Source organism: Azonexus sp. (assembly GCF_047638095.1).
GTDB lineage: Bacteria > Pseudomonadota > Gammaproteobacteria > Burkholderiales > Rhodocyclaceae > Azonexus.
In genome coordinates this window covers 24,339-49,280 of sequence record NZ_JBLJBW010000004.1, presented here as the reverse complement: position 1 = coordinate 49,280, position 24,942 = coordinate 24,339, and the positions used below count along the sequence as shown (strand labels likewise).

At 57.1% G+C, this 24,942-nt stretch carries 17 protein-coding genes; 5 read left to right on the top strand and 12 right to left on the bottom strand.

The window, feature by feature from the left end; genetic code table 11:
• Positions 1–81 precede the first annotated feature (81 nt).
• From hrpA to ACM62Q_RS01790, 6 genes are all read right to left on the bottom strand, one after another.
• A complete protein-coding gene (hrpA, locus tag ACM62Q_RS01815) occupies positions 82–4,110 on the bottom strand; it encodes an ATP-dependent RNA helicase HrpA (protein ID WP_415033270.1) in 4,029 nt (1,342 codons plus the stop codon).
• 28 nt (positions 4,111–4,138) lie between these two features.
• Positions 4,139–7,348: a hypothetical protein gene (locus ACM62Q_RS01810; protein ID WP_415033269.1), complete on the bottom strand. Its 3,210-nt coding sequence runs from the start codon at positions 7,346–7,348 to the stop codon at positions 4,139–4,141.
• Between the two features lie 82 nt (positions 7,349–7,430).
• Positions 7,431–10,946 (bottom strand): hypothetical protein, encoded by a 3,516-nt coding sequence (locus tag ACM62Q_RS01805; protein WP_415033268.1) that lies wholly within the window; start codon positions 10,944–10,946, stop codon positions 7,431–7,433.
• 12 nt (positions 10,947–10,958) lie between these two features.
• A complete protein-coding gene (locus ACM62Q_RS01800) occupies positions 10,959–12,230 on the bottom strand; it encodes a hypothetical protein (protein ID WP_415033267.1) in 1,272 nt (423 codons plus the stop codon).
• Between the two features lie 193 nt (positions 12,231–12,423).
• Complete coding sequence (locus tag ACM62Q_RS01795) at positions 12,424–13,719, bottom strand: hypothetical protein (protein WP_415033266.1); 1,296 nt, start codon at positions 13,717–13,719, stop codon at positions 12,424–12,426.
• Positions 13,720–13,721: 2 nt separating this feature from the next.
• Complete coding sequence (locus ACM62Q_RS01790; protein WP_415033265.1) at positions 13,722–15,503, bottom strand: hypothetical protein; 1,782 nt, start codon at positions 15,501–15,503, stop codon at positions 13,722–13,724.
• A 216-nt stretch (positions 15,504–15,719) separates the two neighbouring features.
• On the opposite strand from ACM62Q_RS01790, the gene ACM62Q_RS01785 reads away from it, so the two are divergent.
• From ACM62Q_RS01785 to ACM62Q_RS01765, 5 genes are all read left to right on the top strand, one after another.
• Positions 15,720–17,063, top strand: a complete 1,344-nt coding sequence (locus ACM62Q_RS01785) for a response regulator transcription factor (RefSeq protein ID WP_415033264.1) — start codon at positions 15,720–15,722, stop codon at positions 17,061–17,063.
• A gap of 93 nt (positions 17,064–17,156) precedes the next feature.
• The gene (locus ACM62Q_RS01780; protein WP_415033263.1) at positions 17,157–17,822 is read left to right on the top strand and encodes a response regulator; all 666 of its coding nucleotides are present in this window, start codon (positions 17,157–17,159) and stop codon (positions 17,820–17,822) included.
• Positions 17,819–18,655, top strand: a complete 837-nt coding sequence (locus tag ACM62Q_RS01775; RefSeq protein WP_415033262.1) for a sensor histidine kinase — start codon at positions 17,819–17,821, stop codon at positions 18,653–18,655. The genes ACM62Q_RS01780 and ACM62Q_RS01775 overlap by 4 nt, the downstream gene beginning before the upstream one ends.
• 89 nt (positions 18,656–18,744) lie before the next feature.
• Positions 18,745–19,053 (top strand): DUF485 domain-containing protein, encoded by a 309-nt coding sequence (locus ACM62Q_RS01770; RefSeq protein WP_415033261.1) that lies wholly within the window; start codon positions 18,745–18,747, stop codon positions 19,051–19,053.
• Positions 19,053–20,774: a cation acetate symporter gene (locus ACM62Q_RS01765; RefSeq protein ID WP_415033260.1), complete on the top strand. Its 1,722-nt coding sequence runs from the start codon at positions 19,053–19,055 to the stop codon at positions 20,772–20,774. Before ACM62Q_RS01770 ends, ACM62Q_RS01765 begins: the two co-directional genes overlap by 1 nt.
• Before the next feature lie 167 nt (positions 20,775–20,941).
• On the opposite strand, the gene ACM62Q_RS01760 is transcribed toward ACM62Q_RS01765, so the two are convergent.
• The 6 genes from ACM62Q_RS01760 to ACM62Q_RS01735 all read right to left on the bottom strand — a co-directional run bounded on the left by ACM62Q_RS01760 (position 20,942) and on the right by ACM62Q_RS01735 (position 24,903).
• Complete coding sequence (locus ACM62Q_RS01760; protein WP_415033259.1) at positions 20,942–21,166, bottom strand: YdcH family protein; 225 nt, start codon at positions 21,164–21,166, stop codon at positions 20,942–20,944.
• A gap of 137 nt (positions 21,167–21,303) precedes the next feature.
• A complete protein-coding gene (locus tag ACM62Q_RS01755) occupies positions 21,304–21,873 on the bottom strand; it encodes a phasin family protein (RefSeq protein ID WP_415033258.1) in 570 nt (189 codons plus the stop codon).
• Between the two features lie 96 nt (positions 21,874–21,969).
• Positions 21,970–22,524, bottom strand: coding sequence for a phasin family protein (locus ACM62Q_RS01750; protein ID WP_415033257.1), 555 nt, complete (start codon positions 22,522–22,524; stop codon positions 21,970–21,972).
• Positions 22,525–22,683: 159 nt separating this feature from the next.
• A complete protein-coding gene (gene lptA / locus ACM62Q_RS01745; RefSeq protein WP_415033256.1) occupies positions 22,684–23,298 on the bottom strand; it encodes a lipopolysaccharide transport periplasmic protein LptA in 615 nt (204 codons plus the stop codon).
• Positions 23,295–23,879: an LPS export ABC transporter periplasmic protein LptC gene (gene lptC, locus ACM62Q_RS01740; RefSeq protein WP_415033255.1), complete on the bottom strand. Its 585-nt coding sequence runs from the start codon at positions 23,877–23,879 to the stop codon at positions 23,295–23,297. Before lptC ends, lptA begins: the two co-directional genes overlap by 4 nt.
• A 25-nt stretch (positions 23,880–23,904) precedes the next feature.
• Positions 23,905–24,903, bottom strand: a complete 999-nt coding sequence (locus ACM62Q_RS01735; protein WP_415033254.1) for a KpsF/GutQ family sugar-phosphate isomerase — start codon at positions 24,901–24,903, stop codon at positions 23,905–23,907.
• Positions 24,904–24,942 lie beyond the last annotated feature (39 nt).

Sequence of the window (24,942 nt, the reverse complement as noted above, 5' to 3'; positions counted from 1 at the left end):
TTCACCCCGCGCGTAGTTTTGTGGCTGGAAGCCCCTCCGTAAGTTGATCACAGCGAGCGAAGCGCAACTGCAAGGTGCTCTTCACAGAAGGTAGGATGTCAAGCCTTCCCACTGTTTGTGCAGCCGTTTGACCGATACCGGCACCGGCGTGCGCAGCTCTTGGGCGTAGAGGCTGACGCGTAATTCTTCCAATAGCCAGCGGAATTGTTCGAGCTTGGGGTCGATATTGCCCAGCTTGGCCAGCTGTAGGGCGCGCCGTTCGTAATTGCTCCACAAGGGGGCGTAGTCCTTCATGGCCTGGGCATCGCGCGCCAGGTCGTTGCTGCCGCCGGCCTTGAGTTTGTCGAGGCGCACACCAATGGCTTTGAGGTAGCGCGGGTAGTGCTGCAGGCGTTCAAACGGCGTTTCCAGAATAAAAAACTTGCCCATGAGCCGTTTCAACTGCGCATCGATATCTGCAAACAGCGCAGCCTGCGTCTTGAAGGCGGGCAGGCGTTTGACGAGGGTTTGCCATTCGCTGAGCACCGTGCCGACTAGGCGGCTGATTTCTTGCAGGATCAAGCCCAGGCGCGCCTTGGCTTCGTTGCAGCGCGCTTTGAAGGCTTCCGGCCCTGTCGGCAGGGGCTCGGCCAAGCAGGCGCGAGCAACGCTGAGTTTAATGATCTGTTGTTTCAATTCATCGCTCGTCCCGAGGCTCATGAATTGCATGGCCATGGCGGTGAGGCCAGGAAGGTTTTTGTCGAAATATTTGAGCTGCTCACGAAACTGCAGCATGAAAAGACGGGTCAGGCCCTGGCGATGCACGGCGGCGGCTTCTTCGGCGGAATCAAAGACTTTCAGGCTGAGGCTTTCGCCCTCGTCGATCAGGGCGGGGTAGCCGATGATGCTTTGCTTGGCGCTGCCGTTGCCGACCTGAACCTCCATCAATTCCGGCAATTCGCCAAAGGTCCAGTCGGTCAGCTGGGTGTATTCCGACGGCGTTTCGTGCAGTTCGGCGAATTCTTCCTTGGCGTCCTTGCCCCATGCGCTGCGCAAGGCGAGCAGGCTGCGGTTCATGTCGAGCTGCCGGCCGTGTTCGTCGATTAGCTTGTAGTTCATTAAGAAGTGCGCCGGCAGGGCGTCCGGGCGGAAGGCGTCGGGCGTTACCGCCCAGCCGCGCGCGTTCAGGCCGCGCGCGGTGAGGATGAATTCGATCAGCGGGGGGATGATGCCTTGGTTGAGCTTGCGTTCATTGCCGGCCAGGGCGCTTAAAAATTCTTCGACAAACTCCGGCACCGGCACCAGCTTGGCGCGGATTTTTTGCGGGAGGGTCTTGATCAGCTGGGTGAGTTTTTCTTTGATCAAACCGGGCACCAGCCATTCCATGCGGGCTGCCGGAATCTGGTTGAGCTGCGCCAGTGGCAGCGTGAGCGTGACGCCATCCTTGGGCGAGCCGGGTTCAAAATGGTAAGTGAGCGCGTACTCCATGCCGTTCAGCTTGAGCTTGTGGGGAAAGGCTTCGCTGGTGACGCCGGCCGCCGAATGACGCATGAGATCGTCTTTGGCGAGAAATAGTAATTTTGGCTCGTCCTGCTCGGCGCTTTTACGCCAATGGTCGAAGCTGATGCCGTTATGAACGCCTTCTGGAATCAGTTGATCGTAAAAAGCAAAAATCAGTTCGTCGTCGACCAGAACGTCTTGCCGGCGCTGTTTGTGCTCGATTTTTTCGATCTCGCGGATCTGCTTCTGGTTGTGCTGAAAAAAGGGCCAGCGCTTGGCAAAGGATTCTTCGATTTCCTCGCCGACCAGGCCTTGGCGGATGAAAATTTCACGCGCTTCCGCCGCGGCCAGCGGCCCGTAATGGATGCGCCGTTTGGGGTTGAGCACCACGCCGTGCAAGCTCGTGCGTTCCCAGGCGGCGACCTGCATGGCTTTCTTTTCCCAATGCGGATCGAAATACTGGCGCTTGATGAGGTGAGCGCCCACTTGCTCGATCCAGTCCGCTTCGATGCGGGCGACACAGCGGCCAAAGAGGCGGGTCGTCTCGGTGATTTCGGCCGCCATGATCCATTTGCCGGCCTTTTTCTGCAAAGGCGAGGCGGGATGGATGAGGTAACGAATGCCGCGCGCGCCGAGGTAGTAGCCGGATTCGTCGGACTTGCAGCCGATGTTGCCGAGCAGGCCGCTGAGCAGCGCCATGTGGATTTGCTGGTAGCGGGCCGGGGAAAGGGGGGAAGGAGGGGCAGGGAGGGGCGCGGCCTCAGCCTTTTCGGCTCCCAACCAGCCTAATTCGGCCACCATGGCGTGCAACTGCCCGTGCACCTCGCGCCATTCGCGCAGGCGCAGGTAGGAGAGAAAATGGGCGTGGCAGCTGTCCACCAGCGATTTGTTCGATTTTTTGTGTTCGACGGCGTGCTGAAACCAGTGCCAGAGTTTCAGCCAGCTGAGGAATTCGGATTTTTCGTCGGCGAATAATTTGTGTTTTTCATCCGCCGCCTGCTGGCGTTCTTGCGGGCGCTCGCGCGGGTCTTGCGTGGATAGGCCGGCGGCGATGATCAGCACTTCCGGCAGGCAGGCAAGATCGCGCGCGGCGACCAGCATGCGGCCGATGCGCGGATCGAGCGGCAGTTTGGCCAGCGCTTCGCCGACCGGGGTGAGCTTGTCCGCCGCATCGAGCGCGCCGAGTTCGTGCAGCACGGCATAGCCATCGCCAATCGCCTTGGCGGGCGGCGCTTCAATGAAAGGAAAATGCTCGACCTCGGTCAAACGCAGCGATTTCATGCGCAAAATCACGCTGGCGAGTGAGGAACGCAGAATTTCCGGATCAGTAAATGCGGGCCGGGCGTTGAAATCGGCCTCATCATACAAACGGATGCACACGCCGGCCGCGACCCGGCCACAGCGCCCGGCACGCTGGCGGGCGGCGGCCTGGGAAATTTTTTCGATCTGTAACTGCTCGACCTTGTTGCGGTAGGAATAACGCTTGATGCGCGCCAAGCCGGTGTCGATGACAAAACGGATGCCCGGCACGGTGAGCGAGGTTTCCGCCACATTGGTCGCCAGCACGATGCGCCGCTGGTTACCGGCAGGCTTGAAAATGCGATCCTGCTCGCCGGCGGACAGGCGGGAAAAGAGCGGCAGAATCTCCGGCGCATGCCCCCGGCTCAAACCGGGCCGCGCCAGCGCGTGTTTGCGTAAAGCCTCCGCCGCCTCACGAATTTCGCGCTCGCCGGGCAGAAAGACGAGGATGTCGCCGGAACCCAGGCGGGCCAGTTCATCGGCGGCATCGACAATGGCGTCGTAGAGGTCGCGTTCATCGTCTTTCTGGTCGATATCCTCGACCGGGCGGTGGCGCAGCTCGACCGGGTAGAGCCGCCCGGAGACTTCGATCACAGGGGCGGGTTTGCCGTGCCGGCTGAAATGCTGCGCAAAACGCTCGGCATCGATGGTCGCCGAGGTGATGATCAGCTTCAGGTCCGGGCGCTTGGGCAGCAGTTGTTTGAGATAGCCGAGTAAAAAGTCGATATTCAAACTGCGCTCATGCGCCTCGTCGATGATGATCGCTTCGTAGGCGTTGAGGTAGGGATCAGACTGCGATTCGGCGAGCAGGATGCCGTCCGTCATCAGCTTGATCCAGCTCTCCGGCGTCGATTTGTCGTGAAAACGAATTTTCACGCCCACCCCCGCCCCAACCTGGGTCTTCAGCTCCTGCGCCAGACGCGTCGCCACCGAACGCGCCGCCAGCCGGCGCGGCTGCGTATGGCCAATCAAACCACGCGCGCCAATGCCGAGATCAAGGCAAATCTTCGGCAACTGCGTGGTTTTGCCCGAGCCGGTTTCGCCGCAGACGATGATGACCTGGTTGTTGGCAATCAGCTCGGCGATATCTGCGCGCTTTTCGTTAACCGGCAGATCGGGCTGGAATTCCGGCTTGGGCAGCTTCTCGCGCCGTGCCGCAAGCGCCGCCTGCGACTGCGCCAGAGCATCGGCCAGCGCCGCCTCTGCCGCCTGTCGCGCCGCGCCTGTGGCGCGCCCCGCGTCCCGCCGCAGACGGTGCAAACGGCGCGCATCGGCGGTGAGGGGGGGCAAGGTATCTGCTATAGGTCGTGAACGAAAAGTCTGCTGCGCCATGGCGCGCGATTATAAGCGCAGCCCCTCTTCAGCGAATCCACTGATTACCACTCAAGGTGCGCAAGATGCGCGGCTTGCCATCAACCAGGCCGACGATTTCGACAACCGCAGATTCCTCGACATGTTCCAGATTCTGGCGGCGGTTGTGCCCGATGATCTTGAGTTGATAGCTGACCTGGCTGGTGCCGTCGTTCAGCGCACGGACATTAAACCCGGAAACGCGGTACTGAATCTGTTCAAACACCTTGAAGCTATTGACCAGGGCATCTTCTGCGTCCCGTTTGTCGGCACCGTCACCACCGGTCCAAGCATCATCGAGCAAGGCCATCAAGCTTCGATGGTTGCCCTGCCCATAGGCGGTGATGAACTCTTGGTACAGCTTCTGGATTTGTTCATTGCTGGCGGGGTGGAACTTGCCGGGCGTGGGCGTTTCGTGTCCGCTCAACTGTTCTTCAATTTCCTCCAGCAAGCGCTGAATTTGCGCTGCTTCGTTGTCTACCAGGGATTTTTTGCTGTTTCCATATTTTTTTCTGGCCTCGTCGAGCGCCTTGCGCAAACGCTCAACTTCCTGCCGGTAGGCAGTCCCTTCACCGATTGCAAAATTGTGCACTTGCGCCTTGAGTGCATTCAAAGTGGAGAGCAAATTCGCGGCCGAAGTGTATTGGGTTTTTCTGGCCAGTTTCTCCAGCACTTTTTTGAGTTCTTTCAGGCGATTCAGGATGGTCAGGTTGAACGCATGCTCCGGTTCAAAACAGCCAAAATCCTTTTCGTGCGTATCGAGAAGGGTTTTGTACCACTCCTGCAAGCGTTTGAGGTTGTCTGCATCGACCCCGTTCTGATCGAGCATGTTTTCGGCCTCCGCCAAAGCCGCCTTGCTCATCGCATCGCTTTCCCTCAGGGCTTGTTGCATCGTGTTGAAAAAATCAGGCAGCGTCATTTGAAGACTATTGCCCGTCGTCATTGCATCCAGGAATGAAATCAGCGCATTGCGCCCCAGCAAAGGCGGGCCTTGCGCGATCTTGTTCAGTTCTGCCTGGATTTTATTGTCCATGGCATCTACTTGCTGATGCAGAGCAGGCTTGTTGATCTTGCTCCACTCCGACTTCGGTGCATCTGGTATTCCCGTCGAGTTGCTGCCCGAATGGGTGCCTTGTGCTGTGTTCAGTTTCTCCGCTGAACGATCGGCCAGGGGGGAAAGCCGTTCTCTGAGGCGATCAAGGCCTTGGCAGGTCTTGGGAGTGCCGCTGAGCGTTTTTTTTATGTAGGTCGGAGTGATCCGATAATTTTCTCCGCCTGTTTTTTCCAGAACCCCGGAATTGACCAAAGATTTCAAGTCGCTGAAATAGGCGTCACGCGCAACCGAGGCTTCTTCCAGAAGTTTTAGATGATCCGGGCCAAGCGCCAGAAATTCGCGGGCCGCCGCCTCATAACTGGCGCGGCGATCCGCAATTTCTTTTTTTGCGTCCGCCAAGGTTTTCTCTTGTTCTTTCTTTTCCTGCGCTAAGGCAAGAGCTTGTCGCTGATGTTCTTGGCGCTGACGTTCCACCTCTTCCTTGAGGCGCGCGAGCACTTGGCTCACGAGGGAATGGAGGGGGGCAGACACGTCGCCTTGATCAAATTTGAAACCTGCGCTTCTGGTGTACGAGCTCTCTGGTAAAGGCTGGGCCAGCAACTGCTCGAGTTCGGCTTTAAGTACCTGCATCTGTCCGCGCCGCCCCTGCCCAGGGGGGGCATCTTCTTTGATCAAACGCTGGAGCTCTCCCTCAATCGCATCTTGCGCTTGGCCGCCAGCCTTGCTCACCGCATTACGAAGAGTCTCCTCCGAGAGATAGTCATGCGGTGTGGTGTTGAACGTGCGCTCAAGGTTGGCGAGCGCACTCTCAATTTCTAACAGGATTTCACCCCGCTCGACCAGGTGTTGATCATGAGCTTTCGTCCACTCGTTTTGGTAGCGCTTGAGATTGTCAAGGGCTTCAAGATCGGTTTTTTCCCCTGAGTACGGGTACATGGCCGTTTCATTGGCTTTGCTGACCACTTTTTCAATTTCTTTTTCCTGTCGCTCGCGCGTGCTTTTACGTTTGACGAGCAGGGTTTCCAGGGGGGCAAGCTCGCCTTTGACGCGTTCTGCCTGTGCCGCAAATGAAGAAGTCTCGGACATCAATTTGTTGCGCAGGGTTTTATGATTCACTACCTTTTGTTCCGGGCTGGTGTTTTCTGACGTAGAGGTCACCTGGCCGAGTTTTGTTTCCAGTTCGGAAATCTTTTGCCTGAGTGCATCGCGCTGCAGCAGCAGCGGGGCAATTTGCGCCGAGAGAAGCCTCTGTCGCTCCTGATTTGCTTTCCGCTCCGGGGATTGAAGATCCCGTTCTTTCTTCTTGACATCAACCAGACGCAGCTCGATTTCCGCGAGGCGCTCACGCATGTTTATGATATCTACTTCAAACGATTTGGCGTCCCGATCCTGCTTGTTGTAAAGACGAACCAGGCTCCAAAACGCTATGTCGGCCTGTTCGAGGAGTACCCGCACCTTGCCCAGGATCAGTCCTGTGCTGCCCTGGAGGTCTTTGTCCTCATACTTGGACATGTAGCTGCGCCAACCTGCCAAAGAGAGGCCGCTCAGGTCTTTGAGTCGCTGCATTGCGGGCGCGGTTGCCGCGGCTTCTTCGGAAAGTTTCTGCATTTTCCGGGTGTAATACTCAGGGGCACCATGGTAAACGATGCCCTTGACCACGGGGTCCGCAGCTTTTTCTGCAGCCCATTTTGCAAATTCGACGGGTTTGCCAGAAACACCCACAGTTGACTGTATTTCCTGTGCTGTTTCCATTGCCATGGCCAAGGTGGTTTTGACAAGGTTTTGGGTCTGCAGACGCTCCAGGCGCGCGATATAGTCTTTCAGCTCTAAATAACTTTCACGCGTCCGATCTGCCCCCTTGGCCACTATGGGTTGCAGCTGTTCAATAATGGGCAGCGCTTTGCGGATCTCGGCCCTTTCCTGCTCCAGCTTCGCAATTTCCGGGGAAATTTCCTCTTTGCGCAGCGCACCGGCCTCCTTACGATCGAGCGCGTCGATCTCTGCCTGCAAGCCGCCAATTTTTTGTTCCACCAGCAGCAATTCCGCCACCGCCTGCGCCTGCTCCGCACGCTGGCGGGCTTGTTCCGCATAACTCTGCGCCTGGGCATGGCCGCTACTCAAGAGTGCGCAGGCAAGAACCACGCAGGATAAGGAAAAAGATTTCATGACGCCTTACTCCTCAATAGACAACCGCACTGCTAAATTGCGTAAAAACACGGCGCAGCCGGGTGGATCAAAAACATTCTCATCATTTGGCGCGCAACCACTGGCTACCGCTCATCGTTTGCAGTATTCGCGGCTGCCCTTGGATCAGACCGACACTTTCAGTAATCTGGCGCTCTTCTCGGTGTGGCTTCAAGCGACGTCGACTGTTTTCCCCGGTGATTACGACGGAGTAGCTCACCTGCATCGTCCCGTCGCCCCGTTTTTGTGCAGTGAAACCGCTGATTCGATACTGGATGTGGGTGAATACCTTGAAGGAATTGTTCAGATAATTTTCGACATCCCGGCTATCGGCACCATCTCCGCCACGCCAGTTGGGGGCGAGTAACTGCAGGATGCCGCGCACATCCCCGCGAGAATAGGCGTCAACGAATTGCTGATAGAGCTGTTGCACCTGCCCATCACTGATTTGCCCACTCGCCTCTGTACGCTCCTTTTCCGCTCGCGCATGCGTTTCAAGCATCTTTTGATGCTCGGCTGCCAAGGCTTTCAACTGTTCGCTGAGTTTGCGCCACTGCGGATAGAGGGGGGAGGCGCTTTCGTTATCGAAGAAATGCCCGAGATGGACACCGATCTGCGCCGTTTTTTGCAGGAAATCCTCGGCACCCGGGCGTAACTGACCGATCTGTTGTGCCGCCTTGTCCAGACTGGCAAAGGTAATCGGCCGATCTGGCGCATAGGCCCATTTATTTTCAACAAAAACAGCTTGATTCTGCCAGTAAGCCATGAAGGGTTCGGCCACTTTCGCTAACCATGGCGCATGCATCTGGCTGAATTTTTGCAATCCTGATTGCTGCCATTGGGAAGAAAGGTCGGCAACGATCGAATCGCGTTCACTTTGCGTCAGGAGGTGGGGGTAGGGCTTGGCGCGCAAGAGATAGGTCTTCCCCTCATATGTGGTTTCCGTGAATGCATGCGGGTTGACTCTCAGTTTTCCAGCATCGAATAGCAGCATTTCGTGTTTCTGCACGGCGATCTGCAGCCAGTCCTCCCATGCCAAAGTTATGCCTCGCAACTGGCCCTCCAGGCGCAAAGCATCTGCGCGTTCGTTTTGCGCTTCATCCTCCAGCGTATCCGCCTTGCGGCACACACTCTCGGCAATGGGCTTTTGTTGCCGGGCATTTGACAAGGGGGATTCATCGAGCTTGAACTGAGGATCGACCATCCGGATGATGTCAGCCAGATGCGGCTTCACCGCCGTAAATTGATCGACGATTCGCTCAGATTCAGCCAAAGCCCGGGAGCAAACATAACGCAGATGAGTAATATGCTCTCTATAAGCGAGTTCATTCTGGCCGCCTGCAATGCGCAGAGTTGAAGCATTTTTGTTCAACGCGCCGGCTACGGATTCAGCATCGTATTTTTCCGGGTCAGAAATCTTGCCCACCGCCAGCAGCCCTGCAGTGGCACCGGGTACCGACATGCGCAGCAGGGTGTTCAGCTTATCTGGAGAAAGTTCCGGCTCGGCCTTGAGGCGCATGCCGGAATCAAAGCGTTCTTTCGCCTGTCTCGCTTCATCAAACATTGCGGCGTAACGCTCGCGGGCTATGGCCATCCACTCGCGGGTCCGCGCCAATTCCAGTTGAGCCATGGTCTTCTGGGCATCGATAGCGTTTCGCAATAGCGCCAACGCGCCTGTTCTCGCATTCGACCAAAAAGCATATTGTTTTTGTAATGGGCTTAATTCTGCTTCGGCGCTGGCTATCTGCGCATCAATACGCGCCCTCTCACGGATTCGTTCTTCGTCAGATCCGGTAAGCTCCCACCACCGTTTTTTTAATTCTGCAATACGCAAGTTGATGGTATTTATTGCCTCCTGCAGGGAGTGCATGGTCGCCGGCCTGGGTTTGCTGGCTATCTTATCGGCCAAGTCAAAGTAATAACCCGATATTTTCTCCTCGGATTTTGGTGTACCTAAATTGAGGCTGATTGCCGCTTGATAGTCTTCATTATGGAGAGCTGTTTCAAGGATTTCGGCCAATGCCTGACGACTCGCCGGCAATTTCTCACCCCTAAAAAATTCAAACTGGCCACGCTCGAGCAGTTGAATATATTTCTCCCGAACAGGAGCTAGGCTTTCGAGCCCGCCCCAGTTGAATGGCTTGAGTAGCGGGCGAAATTCCGTTTCGTAATAGCGAGCGGCATCGATATTTTCAGATGCCGCTTCAGAGGGGATGGGTTTTTCTGCCGGCGCTTCAATTTTTGGCTGCTCAATTTTCTTGCGTAATTCACCAAGAATTTCAGCCTGCGCACTGGTCGTAGTACGCGAGTACAGGGTTTTCAGGCTGGCATAGTACTGGTCGCGTCGCTTGCCAACTTCGCCGATTCTCGGAACCCAGGCGATGACGTCTTTCGTGTAGCCAACGATGGTGCGGCGTTCCACTTCCAGCGCGGTAAAATCTTTGGCGGCGATCGCCTTGTCGATAGCGGCAGGTGCCTTCTTGAGGTGAATCTCAAGGACTTCCAGCATGGCAATCGCAGAAACAATCCGCTCCTGAACCGCTTGTTGTGATGCCCCCATCCGATTCAATTCAGCGCGTACGGCTTCCAGTGCTTTGCGTGCCTCAGCCGCCAAGTAGGCGCGATTACCTTCTTCGTTCAGCATGACAAGCAAGCTGGCAACATGAGATTTAAGTACATTCTCATCAGCCTGCATCATTTTTTGATCGTTTTTTTCGATCAGCTTGTCTGCATCAAGCTGAAATGCCGAACCGACATAGGCGGCTTTGGCACCCAAACGATCAAACCAACTTGATTCCGGGAAATAATCGCGACCGAGAATATCTGAAACATAAACCTTGAATAGGGCGCGGAAATTCTGGTCGCTTAATATCCGCTGCCATAACTTTTCAACGTTATCCGAAGTGGGTGGAAACGGATCTTTTCCCCGCTTGCCGGAACGAAGCATTCCTTCTACCTGGCCGTAGAACGCTTCAGCCTGGGCAGAGCGTGTTTGGGTCTTTTTCTCTTTTTCCGAGGCCCACCAGATCTGTACCGCGAGCACGGCGGTCGTGAATACTGCCGTTCCGCTCAAACCAAGGGCTTTCATTGCTGCAGCATCATTGGCCCCAGCCAATTTGCCCAGGATGGCGAGCGTGCTGGAAATGGCGGCTTCCGTGTATTCCTCGGTATAGACCTTGCCGCCAACATCCAGCAGCGTCGACAGATCACCTACGGCATCAAGAATTCTTTTCAGGCTGTCCCGTAGGGCGTACTGGCTGGCCAGTTTTGCGGCGTCGCCACTTCCGGATGCGGCGGCGCTGGCCGATGCGTCTTTAGCCGAATCAACCAGCGCCCCCAGCAGTTCGCCATAGCCTGCCGGCAAGCCTTGCGACACCAGTTGATCCAGGAAAACGGCATCGCCGGCCGTTTGCGCCACCTTGTATTCCCCCAGGATGATGCCCGCCGTCGCAGTCGCTTCTTCTGCACCGATCAGACTTCCACAGGGAAAGGCCAGCGCAATGAGCAAGGCAAGGTGGCGGGGGCGAAAAATCAAGCCTTGAGTCACGATGCTCTCCTTCAAGTCATCCATTGGCTTCATGACACATGCCACTCACTCGACCTTGACCACATTGCTGGGCGGGCTCAACTCACCCGTGCTCAATTTCTTGATGCGAACGCGGTAAAAGGTCACCGGCCCCTGCCAGTCCTCATTCATAAAGAAAACGTGGTGCAGGTGATTAATTTGTCTGGCGACCTGCCAGGGTCCGTTTGCTGTTCTCGCTGATTCGAGAACCCGGCCGTAGCCGTTGATCACTGACTCTGCATTTGTATTCAGCCCGGGAATATCGAATATCAGATCGACGAGGCGATTCTGATTTTTCGCGTCAAGCCGTAAATTGCTTGGCCACCAGTTTTCAGGCCCCCTTGGTCCGCTGGCGCTCGCCGTGCCGCTGGTGTCGCTCCTCGCGCCCAGGACGTCCATGCTCACCCCGCCGTTTTCATCGACCAGAATGATTTTGTGACCGGCGGCGGCAGCTTCGTTGTAGGTCGTCACGTCTGCGCCACCGGATAGGCCGAAGATCAAGGGAGTCGCCAGTTCGCGTAGTTTGAAACCATCGTTTTCGCGCACCAGCACCAGTGAACTGACGCTGTTGTCGTTGAAGTTTTTACCGCTACGAATTTCCCGCATTTCTCGGTTATAGCCGAACTGGATCGACCAGCGTCCCTCGCTCTCCGTTGCCCGGCGCGGTGTGGCTTGAATGCGGATGGCGTCAAAGATGCGAAAATCATTGCTGATCGCACTATCCAGGGCGCTCAAGTTGCCCGCAAAATCCTGCGCCACCAAGGCCATGAATCCACTGTGGTCGCGCGCCGCGTAGCGTTCGATCAATTTGTGCAAGGCCGCCAGGGCCAGAGCCTGCCCCTTTTCAGCGCTGACCTTGAAATCAAAACTGTGCACGGCTTCATTGCTGCTTTCGCCGGTGGTGGAAAAAGAACGAATGCGAAAACGATAGACCTGCTCGTCTTGCGGTTGGAATTCGAAGGCAAACAAGCCTTGCTCATTGAACGGAATTTCGATCCAGTTCTGCCCCCCATCCAGTGTCGCTTCGACATTGCCTATCTCCCCCTGCTGAATTTCCACCCGGCCACGCACCTGCACCCGGCCATTGTTCAGTTCATCTTTGCCCAGCGTAAGACTGCGATCGACGCGCAAGGCATTCACTCGGTTGAACAGCAAATCGGAGAAAACGGGTTCGTCGCTATCCGCACCGAAGCGCCACCACTGAGCATGGGCTGTTGAAAAGAAAAGAAACAGGACACAACACAGGCCAACTTTCTGCCAAAGCGGGTGCTTGAAAAACTGGCGGTGGTTGATGCGCATGGCAAGGCTCCTCGTAAATTTCTCGCTCAATGAATTTCTGTGCTGCACGGGCTGGCAAGAGCAATCCGACGCTTTTTGGTGTGCCTGTCGCCGAGCGCACGGGAAAAATAAAAACCCACCGTGCCGTGCCGGCCAGCGGTGGGTTTACGCGTCATTTTTGCGCCAGCCGGTGGTGGCTGCGGTGAATCAGCGCTTAGCGAAAATGACGGTACTGGATGTTGGCGGTGGTGATCGCTCCAGGAGGTATAGCCCCCGGACCGGTGCTGCCAGAAACGTACTTGATCACAAACGTAGTGCCGTCACTCAATTTGACCCCATAGAGTTTGCCGAACTGCGGAGCAACTGAAGATTGCTCGCTCCCTTGCAGAGGCAGTTGTACTGCATCCAGTGAACTATCAGCAAGTATAAAGATATCTCCATCCGCATCACTGCCAGGATGAAAATTGCCATCCCAGAGACCGATGGCGCCATTTGGGTGATTTTGAATGTGGTACGACACCACGCTGCCACTGCTCGTTATACCTTGCCCCTGAAGGATGCGAGCATCGCGGATCGAGCCTCCCGCGGCTCCGGTGCTGGAACGCAGCTGTTTGGCCGTGCTGGCATTGCCCGCGTCATCCACCGTGAGCACCGACCTGCCGGCGCTGCCTTCTGCGACATAGGTCGCCACGTTGCTTGGATCGGAGACGCCGAAAATCAGCGGTGCAGCCAACTCGACGAGTTTGTAACTTTCGCCATCACGGACCAGCGTTACCGCACTTTGCGCCTGGTCCTTCAACATCTGCCCGGTTTTGGTCGAGCGGACCTGACGGGTAAAGTTGAAATGGATGATCCAGCGATTATTGCTGGCGGCCATTTGGCGGATGACGGGTTCGATGCGAATTGAATCAAAGAACCTGAAGTCGTTACTCAAGGCACTGTCGAGGGCCACCGCATCGCCTGCAAAGCGGTTCGATACAAGCTGCATGAAGCCCGCACGGTCACGCGCCATGTAGCGCTGCAACAGTTTCTCGAAGGTTTCCCGGGCCAGCTGGCGACTATCATCTTTCACCAGTTTGAATTCGAACGCGTTGTCTGCTTCTTCACTCACCTGTCCCGTGGTTGACAGACTGCGAATCCGGAAGGGATAGGCGCGGCCGATTTCCGGCGTGAACTCGAAAGCAAACAGCCCCTGCTCACTGAAGGGGACGGCTGTCCAGGTCACACCGTTGTCCAGGCTGGCCTCTACCCGGCCGACTTTGCCCTGGCCGACTTCGGTCCGACCGCGCACGGTAATCTTGTTTTGCTGCAGATCTTCTGGCGACATGTAAAGCTGCCGCTCAACACGCAGTGCGCTGACGCTGTTGAACAGCAACTCGGAAATGACAGGGCGGTTGCTGTTGCTGCCAAAACTCCACCATTGCGCCTGCGCACCGAGAGGCGCCCACAGGAAAAACGCGGCAAACAACACAGCCCACAGTGTGCGCAGTTGGGAAAACTTGAATTTCATGCTCATTTCTCCAGCGAAAACGGTACATCCAGCATCACACGGAAATAACGTTCGCGGTAATCATCGTTGCTACCGGTAAAGTCATAGTGTGCTTTGCCGATTTCAGCTCGGACGTTGCCGCCATTGAGCAGGGCAGGGCGCGCAGTCACACTCAGGGCATAGCGCATCAGTTCATTGCTGACCTGGTTGGGAATCCGGTTGTCGGTGTAGCGACGCTCGAAATTCAGAGCATAGGTCAGGTTGTGCGGTGCCATCAGCCGGAAATCCACCAGTGCACCATTGGTAAGAATGGTTTTTCCAGTCAAGGGGTCTTCTATGGTCTGGCGTTCCAGTGTCAGATAGGGGCGAAAATCGTAGCGTCCCTCCTGGAATACGTGGCGTGAATCAAGGCCGATGCGGTAGAGGTAGTCGTCATTTTCCGTGCGTACTTTCAGATTGTCCTTGCGCCGATTGAGCAAGGCCTCCACTTCGCCGCGTACCGATAGCTCGCCAAAACGATCCGCCAGGCTGACATAAATACGATCCGAGACCTGTTTGTTGTAGTTGGGTTGGTCGGTCTCCACCCGGCGCTGGCGCAGACCAAGGCTCATGTTCATGTTGCGCCGCTCAAATAAGCCGCGTGCTGTCACCCCGGCTTCCGGAATGTAAGTCCGGGTCGTTGCCGCCAGTTGACCATCGAGATTGTTGCGATACCAGTCGTTGGCCAGATAGACGCCCCAGATCTTGTTAAGGCGGTAATCGCCGCGCAAGTAGTAGCGTAAACGATCGATTACCGCCCCGCCACCCATGGTGTAGAAATCGGAAGATACCCGCTCGCTACGCAAGCGCCAGCGGATATCACCAAAGCTGCCATCGCCTTCGATGCGGTGGGCCGTGCCGGATAGATCCTTGGCTACGCCATTTACATCCTTGCGCCGTGTGCTGGCCTGTGCGTGTTCCCCACTCCAGCGGATGCCGCCGGCACTGCGATATTCCCAATCAACTGCTGGCAAGGTTTGGCGATAGCTGTCAAAGGCTGCCGGCCGGGATGAATAGCGATGATCCGAAGCCGATACCAGGTTGAGGCCCACACGGTAGTTCTGCCCGGCATTTTGTACGCGCACCCCGGTCACGTCACGGCGGATGCTCTCATCCCACTGCTTGCCCCACAGGTAATCCCAGCGAGGTGCGAAAGTTCCCCCCAGGACCCGGACATAGGTCGTTTCGTTGATGTTGCGCTGGTAGCCTATTCCCTTGATGGATTGATTCAAGGAGTATTGCGACAGGGTGGCGTAATAGTCACCGAGCGTGAGATGGTTTTTGTCATCTGTAGCAATGAATTGCAGGCGCTGCAGACTCCAGAATGCCGGATCGTAGCGGCGTGAATCCGTGTAGCGCAAGGTGGCATTGAATTCGGTTTTGAAATCACCGATCGGGTTACGCGTGTTGAGTTCTAGGTCGTGCAGCCAGTGTGAACCTGGTTCAAGAAAACTGTTGGCACGCCCCGGGCCGCTCGTGCGGTTGTCTTCAAAGGTGCTGCGCAGGGTGGCATCGAGTGAGCGCTGTGAAACGCTGTCATCGTATTGGAAGTTGCCAAATACGGCTTTTTTATCGAGCTGCGGCCCCATCAGGGTTTCCGGTGGCGACAAGGGAACGATGACCCCCGGCCCGGCCGCTCGGATTTCGGTTTTTCCTGTTGCCGGCGCTGATTCCGTGCCTTCCCCACCCTGCTGCGCCCACGCACTCGAGATACTGCTCGCCAGTATGCTCAGTACGCCACAAAAAGTGATTGTGTGTGAATTCACGGTACCCAAACCCCTTTAAATCGTTATCCGGCGATTTTTCCACACATACGCTCAGGGCGCACCGAGGCGTGGCGTCGTCTTTTTCTTTTGGCGTCATCTTTCTCGTAGTCTTTTGTTTATACTATTGATTCAACGATGGTTTTTTGTTTGCAGCAAGAACCATCGGAGTAGGTCCATGATAAATTCTGCCCCCCTCCCCTTGAGCACATGCCAGCCATGTCCCTGCTTCCTGATCATTTGACGCGCACCATAGGTTTTACGCTCTATGTTTTATGGCTGGTCGCTTTTCCTATGTCCGGTCCGCTTCTGGAAGGAAGCACGGCGGGCTTGTCTCACTTTCTGTGGCCGCAGGTCATGGGCCTGCTTGCCTGTACCTGGTGCACCCCACGCGTGTGCATTACCGTGCTGCGCATCAGCACCTTGAGCACATCGCTCATCACGCTGCTTTGGCTGCCATTACTCAAGTTTGTCCCGGATACATTTTTGTACGCTGCCCTGGGCCTCGTGTCCGCCCCCCTTTCAATACAAGCGGCACTGCTGCTCAAAGGCTGTCATCACTTCATCGCTGCCGCCGCTACCGGTTTGGTCGCCGGCAATCTTGGTCTGTTGGCACTTGATGCCTTGCCTCTTGATAACGCCGTCAAGCGAGCGCTGCTGGCTGGAATACTGGCGGGTTTCCTGCTCGCCCCGCCCATCGCACGCAGTGTGCTGCACGGAGCTACCCCCTATATTTACCGTTACCTGCCCTTTATTTTTCTTTTCCAGCTATTGAGTGGGCTGATGTACGGGCATTTGCTGCCCAGCTATACGGCAGATGCCCGTTGGCCGGGTAGCGAGTTGCTGTTCTACATAGGCGGCGCGCTGTTGGCCATTCCTTTGCTTCGCCGGCGGCTCGAAATCACCTTGCTGACCGCAGTATGTTGTTCCTTACTGGCATTTTCTTCCCAGCAGACACTCCCTTCGCCCCTGGCTGCGCATGTCTCGCTGTATTGCATGATGTTGGCAGCGGGTTTGGTCGATGTATTTGCCCTTGCATTCGCCCTTTCCTTTACCAACGCTTTGCGCGCCTACGGCTTGACAGCCGCTACGCTGGTTGCCGGAATAGCCGCCGGCCACCATCTGGCAGTTGCCTTCACGCCCGGTAACACCACTTTGAATCTGCTCGCACTGATCACGCTGAATCTGGCGGTCTTCACACTGATTTTGCAGGCAGGCGGTGGACAAACCAATCCATTGCGCCCCCCATCTTCCTTGCCTCAAGGCGATGCTGCGCCAGCAGAAAAAACCGGCGCAGACGCATTGCCGGCAACAGCGATATTCAAGCAAGAGCTTCCTACTTCCTTATCTGCCCTGCTCTCCGAACAGGAGTGTGAGGTTCTCGCCTCGGTGCTGCAGCATCACCCCTATAAGCAGATCGCCCTGCGCATGAATATTTCAGAGTCTTCCGTAAAAACGTATGTGCAGCGTATTTATCGAAAAACGGGGGTATTCAGGCGCAGCCAGCTGCTGGCTATGGTGCATGAGGCAAGCGCTAGCCATACGCCTGACCGCCCGGGGTAATAAGCGCTCAAAGCTGTGCGCAATGCGCGTTGCGGGCTTGCTGCGTGCGTTATCATTGCTTTTTTTCCTGCAGGGAAAATCTACTGACCCGCCATGAGAATTTTGCTTGCCGAAGATGATGAACTGATGGGGAATGCCATTCTCACCAGTTTGCGCAAACTGGATTTTTCCATCGATTGGGCGCATGACGGGCGCGATGTGGAGTCGGCTTTGGCGACCCACGATTACGGCATGCTCATCCTCGACCTGGGTTTGCCGCACGTTGGCGGGTTGGAGATTCTCCAGCGCCAGGCGAAATCGAACAAGCGCGTTCCCGTGCTGGTGATTACCGCGCGCGGTGCGCTGGAGGATCGGGTGGGCGGGCTCAATGCCGGGGCTGATGATTATTTGGTCAAGCCGTTCAGCCTCGACGAGTTGGTGGCCCGCGTTTTTGCCTTGCGTCGACGTAGCCAGGGCTGGGTGAGCAGCGAGCTCGTGCTCGGTGCGCTGAACGTCGATTCGCGGCAACGGCAGGTGCGTCTGAACGGGGAGGAAATTCATCTTTCTGACCGGGAATTTCGTTTGTTGGTGGCGCTGATCGAAGTGCCGGGCAGCGTACTCAGCGTCGCCCAGCTCGAAGAGCGCCTCTACGGCTGGGGGGAAGAAATCGCCAGCAATTCCATCGAAGTTCAGCTGCATCGCCTGCGTAAAAAACTCGGTAAGGAATGGATACGCAATGTGCGTGGCATCGGTTTCAAACTGGTCGATCCTGCGGCATGACCGATCCTGCCTTGCAACTGTGTGCCGATCTGGCGGCGCGCTCCGCCCGCCAAGCTTGGCCGCTCGATGCCACGGCTTACCCCGCAGATTGGGCGCAACCCGTAGACAGCATTAATCGGCTCTTGGCCGATATGGCGCAGCAGCTCGATGCCCATCAACGGTTCATCGCCGAGGCGGCGCATGAATTGCGCACCCCATTGGCGGCGATTCAGCTTTATGCCGATATCGCCACGGCAGAAAACGATCCGCAAACCTGCCAGCAAGCCTTGCGGCATTTGCAAGAAGCCGTCGCGCGCAGCACGCGCTTGTGCCAGCAGCTGTTGGATCACAGCCGCCTGCAAGTTTTGCTGGGTGAAAAACGCCCCTGTGCGGCAATCGATTTGAGCGCACTCGCCCGCGAAGCCGTCATCGCGCACGAGGCATTGGCTTTTCGTCGGCACATCGATCTGGGTTTGCAGGCTCCGGCGAGTACGCCCCTGTGCGGCGATGCGGCGGCACTGAGTACCTTGCTCAACAATTTGCTGAACAATGCCTTGCAGCACGCGCCGGAGCAGAGCGCGGTGGATGTTCGTATCGAATCCTTACCCGGAAGAACCCGGCTTTCGGTGGTCGATCATGGTCCAGGGATTGCTGAAAGCGAATGGCCGCAGGTGTTTCGTCTCTTTTGGCGTGCCTCGGGAAAAAACGGCGGGCACGGCCTGGGTTTGACCATTGTTCAGCACATCGTCAGCCTGCACCGAGGCCGGATTGATCTTGCCCACACCCCCGGCGGCGGCTTGACCGTGCGGGTTGAACTGCCGCAGCAGACATTTTCCGAGGCAGCAATTTCTTAAGTTTTCTTAAGTTATTTGTAAGGCTGACTCGCGGATTATGCAAACCGTTACGCAAATGTAACCGTTCACATCACGCGAGGAGGAAGACTATGTCACAAGATGTATATGCTCGCATACGAGCAAACCCGAAGTACCAGCAGTTGGTCAAGACGCGCAACGGCTATGGCAAGATCATGACCATCATCATGTTCATCGTCTATTACGGCTACACCAGCCTGATCGCCTTTGACAAGGAATTGCTGGCCACCCCCTTGAGCAGTACCGGCGTCACCACGCTGGGCGTGCCCATTGGCATCGGCGTCATCATTTTTACCATTGCCATTACGGCCGTTTATGTTCTGCGCGCCAACGGCGAGTTTGACCGGCTCAAAGCAGAAGTCATCAAGGAGGTGCAGTAATGCGCAATCTGAGTAAATATTTCGGCGCGCTGGCGCTGCTCGCCTTGGCGGGCGGTGCACTGGCTGCCGGCGGCGATCTCGGCCAGGCCGAGAAGCAGGCCACCAACTGGACGGCCATCATCATGTTCGGCGCTTTCGTGGCCGGCACGCTGTGGATCACCAAATGGGCGGCAGCCAAAACCAAATCGGCGGCGGATTTCTACACCGCCGGCGGCGGCATCACCGGTTTCCAGAACGGTCTGGCCATTGCCGGTGACTACATGTCGGCCGCCTCCTTCCTCGGCATTTCCGCCGCGGTCATGGCCAACGGCTACGACGGTCTGATCTACTCGATCGGCTTCTTGGTCGGCTGGCCGGTGATCATGTTCCTGATGGCGGAACGCCTGCGCAACCTCGGCAAATTCACCTTTGCCGACGTCGCCGCCTACCGCTTCAAGCAAACTCCGATCCGCGCCTTTGCCGCTTCCGGCACGCTGATCGTGGTCACCTTCTACCTCATCGCCCAGATGGTCGGTGCCGGTCAGCTGATCAAGCTGCTCTTCGGCCTGGAATACTGGATGGCCGTGGTGCTGGTGGGTATTCTGATGATGGTGTACGTGCTCTTCGGCGGCATGACGGCAACCACCTGGGTGCAGATCATCAAGGCTTGCTTGCTGCTCTCCGGCGTTACCTTCATGGCCTTCATGGTCATGGCGCAGTACGGTTTCAGCCCGGAAGCCCTGTTTGCCAAGGCGGTTGAAGTGAAAACGCAAATTGCTGCCAAGGGTGGCAAGGATGCAGCCGAAGCAGCCAAGGCCGGTCTGGCCATCATGGGCCCCGGCGGCTTCATCAAGGATCCGATTTCCGCCATTTCCTTCGGTATGGCGCTGATGTTCGGTACCGCCGGTCTGCCGCACATCCTGATGCGCTTCTTCACCGTGCCGAACTCGCAAGAGGCACGCAAGTCGGTGATGTGGGCCACCACCTGGATCGGCTACTTCTACATCCTGATCTTCATCATCGGTTTCGGCGCTATTACCATGGTGTTGGGTGATCCGGACGGCAAGTATCTGGATGCCAATGGGACCTTGATCGGCGGTGGCAACATGGCTGCGGTGCACGTTGCCAATGCGGTCGGCGGTAACGTCTTCCTCGGCTTCATCTCGGCCGTGGCCTTCGCCACGATTCTCGCGGTGGTGGCGGGGCTGGCACTTTCCGGCGCCTCGGCCGTGTCGCACGACCTCTATGCGACGGTGTTCAAGAACGGTAACGCCGATTCGGCTTCCGAACTGCGCGTCTCGCGTATCACCACGGCCTGCCTCGGCATCGGCTCGGTGATCCTGGGTATTGCCTTCGAGAAGCAGAACGTCGCGTACATGGTCGGCATGGCCTTCGCCATCGCGGCTTCCGCCAACTTCCCGGTGCTCTTCATGTCGGTGCTGTGGAAAAACTGCACCACCAAGGGTGCCGTGATCGGTGGCTTCCTCGGCCTGATCTCCTCGGTCGGTCTGACCGTGGTATCGCCGGCCATCTGGGAAGCCGTGCTGGGCAATCCGAAGGGTTCCGCACTCTTCCCCTACACCTCGCCGGCGCTCTTCTCGATGACCATTGCCTTCGTCAGCATCTGGCTGTTCTCCATCATGGACAACAGCGAGCAGGCGCAAAAAGAACGCGAGATTTACCCGGATCAGGAAGTCCGTGCCGAAACCGGCATCGGCGCTGCCTCGGCCAGCTCGCACTAAGTTTCGACAAGCAACACCCCGGCCGCTGCGGTGGCCGGGATTACCCAGGGAAAGCTTCGGTTTTCCCTTTTTTTATTCGTTGCCGGCGAACGGTAGACAACAAAAAAGGTGGACGACAAAAAAGCCGCCATCCCGTACAGGATGCGGCCTCTGGGGGCTGCTGCGGTTTATTCGGCGCGGGCTTCTGCCTTGCGCAAAATGTCGTACAACTCGTCCTTCATCGCCAGTTTTTTCTTTTTCAGCACTTCGATTTCATACGGCGTACCCGGTTCAATGTGGGTTTCCATATTCTTGATCTGTTGATCGAGCTCGTTATGTTTGTCAAAGACACTCAGAAAATGACGATCCGTGGTTTTCAGCTGGGTAATGAGGTCGCGGTACTCGGGAAACATGGGGCACTCCTTTTTGCTGTTGATTTCCCGCTCATTTTACATCGGCCGTCGGCGGTAGGTGTAGGAAAACCAAGGCGTAAAAAAACCCGCGCTCGAAAGGCGGGTTTTGTCGTGGTTTTGTCGTATTTGCGGCCAAATTACTTGGCAGCACCTTTCTTGGCGGCAGCACTGGTCGCCGTGGGTTTGGCGGCGCTGGTGGCCTTACCGGCGGCTTCGAGGTTGGCTTCAGCGATGCCGGAGAGTTGTTTGGCGATCGAATTCATTTGGTCGAATGCCTTGGTTGACGCGCCGAGCATGGATTGCATGGCGGCAGCAAAAACATCGCCCCCCACCGGCGTGGCGCTCTTGGCTTTTTCCACGGCACTGTTGGCATTTTTGGTGAACGTGCTGTACTGGGATTCGATGACGGCGGTGACTTCTTTTTGCATGTCGGCCATCAGGTCGTAAATGCTGCGTGAGTAGTCCATCATTTTTTCCATGCCCGGCTGCGCCAGTTCGCTTTGCAGCTTACCCAGGGCATTGGCGTCCTTGGCGGCGAGCATTTGTTGCGTGCTGCTCATGGAGTTGTTGAGGAAATCGCGCGTTGCCGCCATATTCAGGGCAGTGAGGCGTTCCACGCCATTCAGGGCGGTACGCATGAGAGCAGTCATCACTTCGGCATTGGCTTTTTGGGCGCTGGCGAGTTGTTCGAAATTCGGGCTGGACATGGTTGTCTCCTTCTCGGTTACTGTCGTGGAATCAAGTGCGTAGTATAACAAAACCCCCAAAAATATGGGGGTTTTGTTAAACAATGAGAAACACTGTTACTTTTTCTTGGCGCTTGCGGCGGTTGCGCCCACGGCCTTGACCGTTGCATTGGTGGCGGCAGCGACATTGGCTTCGGTGATTTCGGCCACTTGCTTGGCGGCCTTGTTCATGTTGTCGAAGGCCGAATTGGCGGCGGCAATGGCGCTCTTGACGGCGGCAACGGCAACATCGGAACCGGCCGGGGCCGATTTGGCGGCTTGGTCGAGCAGGCCGGCGACCGATTTCTGGAATTCGGCGTATTGCGCTTCGACCATCTTGGACAGTTCTTCTTGCGTTTGCGCGGAAATTTCATAAACGCTGCGCGAGTAAGCGACTGCCTTTTCGACATTCGGCTGGGCCAGCGAGGCCTGAATGGACAGGGCTTCTTGTACGTCCTTGGCACCCATCAGGGCCTTGGCACCGGAAACAGAATCTTCCACCAGCGAACGGGCGGTGTTGAGGTTCAGGGCGGCGATGCGCTCGGCAGAAGCGAGGGCGCTGTTGGCGAGCGACAGCAGGGAATCGACGGTGGCTTTGTTGGCGGCGGCGAATTGTTCCGGGGTCTTGATCATGAGTGTCTCCAAGTAGGCGAAATGAAATGAGGAATCAGGCAGCGCTGCCGGGGTTCGGTCGTAAATTGCTGCGCTGCATCATTTCTGGATTATAGGCAAGGTTTTGCTGCTGTCAAGCCTTTTTTGTGCGCCGCACAAAACAAAATAAAGTCTTGAAAATCAGCGTCCTGCAGGGCCGGGATCAAATTCGGTGGAAATCCCTTGCGCGCCGCGCAATTCCAGCTGTTCGCCGCGTTTTTCGTTGCTTGGTGCGCTGCCTTTGCCCTTCGGCTGGATGATGGCGCGCACCCGGGGCGGCGGTGCGCCTGCCTCGCTTGCCGTGGCGGCATTGGCGAGATATTTTTCATTGAGCGCGTCATACCAGACGTAATCACCGCGCAATTCATCTTCGCCGCTGCGGATCCACGCTTTGTGGAACAGCTCTGCCACTTCACTACGCGTGTCATACTCGATGCGCTCGGCTTCGCCTTCGATGTAATCCTCACGCCCTTCGCGTTTCTGGCGGAAAGTGGCTTTCGCGCCGGGGGCGGCAAAGGCTACGCCTTTCTGGAAACCGTAAGCATCTTCGGTCACCACCACGCGGGCCGCTTTGAGCACCATGGTGCCCTTGGTAATGATGACGTCACCTTCGAGAATCTGGATTTTTTTCAGATCATCGATGGAGATTTTGCTCGCTTCAAGCAGCATGGGTTTGTCGCGGTCGGCTTTTTCAGCCGATGCCGGGGCGGCAAGACAGAGCAGGGTGGCGAGGCAAACGGTAAGGCGCAAAATCATGGCGTGGCTTTCTGGGCAACGTAGCGGCCACTGACCTTCGCCAGCAGGGAGAAGGTTTGTGCCGTGTTGTCGATGCGCGCTCCGGTTCCCTCGAGTTCCGAAGCGCCTAAGGTCATGTGAACGTGCTCCTCGGTGCTCGCCAGGCCGGCATCCGGCAAGACGGTGAGGTTGCTGGTGCGGGCGTGCATGGCCTGATTGACCGGGCTGGCAGCGCGATCAATATCGACCTGTCCCGGGAAAAATACGGTTTCTCCTTTGGCGCTGACCTGGGCGTGTTTTCCGAGCAGGGTCAAGGGGGCTCCGGTCGGACGATAAAGCGTGATGTGCGGGGTCGTCACCTCGGTGCTGTCGTCATCCGGATAATGCACCAGGTGCGGTGCTTTGAGCCGGTAGCGCAGTGCGCCTTGCGCATCCAGGCGGCGAATCTCGAAGTCGTCGACCAAGGTATCCGGCTGATGTTCCTTGCGCCAGTCGGGGCGGCTTGTTGGCGGCGTGAGGCGGGCGTCCAGCCAATAGGTCAGCGCCGCCACCAAAGCAAGGAGGGCAATCAGAAAGAGTTGGCCGCTATGAGGTTTCAGCATGGGCGCAGGTAAAAACGAGAAGGCATCAGATCACTTTGGCGGCAAATAGATCATGCATATTGAGCGCGCCGCACAAGACGCCGTCCTCTGTGCACACCAGCAAGCCGTTGATGCGCCGCCCCTCCATGATTTCTACCGCCTCTACCGCCAGACGGTCGGGATGGATGCTGGCTGGCTGCGGGTGCATCAGCTCGCCAATGGTTTTGCCGCGTAGCTCAAGGCCTTGCGCAAAGGCGCGGCGCAGGTCGCCGTCGGTAAAAATCCCCAAGGGGCGTTGCGCGGCATCGACAATGGCGACAAAACCCAGGCCGCCGGCCGACAAGGTGACAATGGCGTCGCCCAAGGGGGCCGTGGCGTGAATCTGCGGCACGGCGTCGCCCGCGCGCATCACATCGCGCACATGGGTGAGCAGGCGTCGCCCCAGAGCGCCGCCGGGGTGTGAGCGGGCAAAATCTTCTGCGCCAAAGCCGCGTGCATCGAGCAAAGCCACGGCCAGCGCATCGCCCAAGGCCAGGGCGGCGGTGGTGCTCGCCGTGGGGGCGAGATTGAGCGGGCAGGCTTCCTGGGCGACACCGGCATCGAGGTGTACATCGGCCTCGCGCGCCAAGGTGGACGTCGCCACGCCGGTCAGCGCGATCAGGCGTGCGCCCTGGCGTTTGAGCGAGGGCAAGATGTTGAGCAGCTCATCCGATTCGCCGGAATTGGAGAGCGCCAGAAACACGTCGTCACGGGTAATCATGCCCAAATCGCCGTGGCTGGCTTCTGCCGGATGCACGAAATAGGCCGGTGTGCCGGTGCTGGCCAGGGTGGCGGCAATTTTACGGGCCACATGCCCTGATTTGCCCATGCCGCTGACGATGACCCGGCCCCGGCTCAATAATATGCATTCGACGGCGCGGGAAAATGCCTCGTCGATGCGTGTTTTCAGGGCAAGAATGGCGGCCGCCTCGATGTCCAGCGTCTGCCGTCCCAGCAGTTGGGCGCGTTGGGCGGAAAATTCGGTGTAGGACGGTGTTGGTTTCATGACAAGTCAGCGGTTATCATCGCCCGAGTATACCTGACT

Excerpts from the sequence above, each read along its gene's own strand:
- ACM62Q_RS01755 (WP_415033258.1), bottom strand. The coding sequence starts at position 21,873 with ATGTCCAGCCCGAATTTCGAACAACTCGCCAGCGCCCAAAAAGCCAAT.
- ACM62Q_RS01760 (WP_415033259.1), bottom strand. The coding sequence starts at position 21,166 with ATGTTTCCCGAGTACCGCGACCTCATTACCCAGCTGAAAACCACGGAT.
- ACM62Q_RS01750 (WP_415033257.1), bottom strand. The coding sequence starts at position 22,524 with ATGATCAAGACCCCGGAACAATTCGCCGCCGCCAACAAAGCCACCGTC.
- ACM62Q_RS01780 (WP_415033263.1), top strand. The coding sequence starts at position 17,157 with ATGAGAATTTTGCTTGCCGAAGATGATGAACTGATGGGGAATGCCATT.
- ACM62Q_RS01770 (WP_415033261.1), top strand. The coding sequence starts at position 18,745 with ATGTCACAAGATGTATATGCTCGCATACGAGCAAACCCGAAGTACCAG.
- ACM62Q_RS01795 (WP_415033266.1), bottom strand. The coding sequence starts at position 13,719 with ATGAAATTCAAGTTTTCCCAACTGCGCACACTGTGGGCTGTGTTGTTT.
- ACM62Q_RS01810 (WP_415033269.1), bottom strand. The coding sequence starts at position 7,348 with ATGAAATCTTTTTCCTTATCCTGCGTGGTTCTTGCCTGCGCACTCTTG.
- ACM62Q_RS01765 (WP_415033260.1), top strand. The coding sequence starts at position 19,053 with ATGCGCAATCTGAGTAAATATTTCGGCGCGCTGGCGCTGCTCGCCTTG.
- ACM62Q_RS01785 (WP_415033264.1), top strand. The coding sequence starts at position 15,720 with ATGTCCCTGCTTCCTGATCATTTGACGCGCACCATAGGTTTTACGCTC.
- ACM62Q_RS01805 (WP_415033268.1), bottom strand. The coding sequence starts at position 10,946 with ATGAAGCCAATGGATGACTTGAAGGAGAGCATCGTGACTCAAGGCTTG.
- lptC (WP_415033255.1), bottom strand. The coding sequence starts at position 23,879 with ATGCTGAAACCTCATAGCGGCCAACTCTTTCTGATTGCCCTCCTTGCT.
- ACM62Q_RS01775 (WP_415033262.1), top strand. The coding sequence starts at position 17,819 with ATGACCGATCCTGCCTTGCAACTGTGTGCCGATCTGGCGGCGCGCTCC.
- ACM62Q_RS01800 (WP_415033267.1), bottom strand. The coding sequence starts at position 12,230 with ATGCGCATCAACCACCGCCAGTTTTTCAAGCACCCGCTTTGGCAGAAA.
- lptA (WP_415033256.1), bottom strand. The coding sequence starts at position 23,298 with ATGATTTTGCGCCTTACCGTTTGCCTCGCCACCCTGCTCTGTCTTGCC.
- hrpA (WP_415033270.1), bottom strand. The coding sequence starts at position 4,110 with ATGGCGCAGCAGACTTTTCGTTCACGACCTATAGCAGATACCTTGCCC.
- ACM62Q_RS01735 (WP_415033254.1), bottom strand. The coding sequence starts at position 24,903 with ATGAAACCAACACCGTCCTACACCGAATTTTCCGCCCAACGCGCCCAA.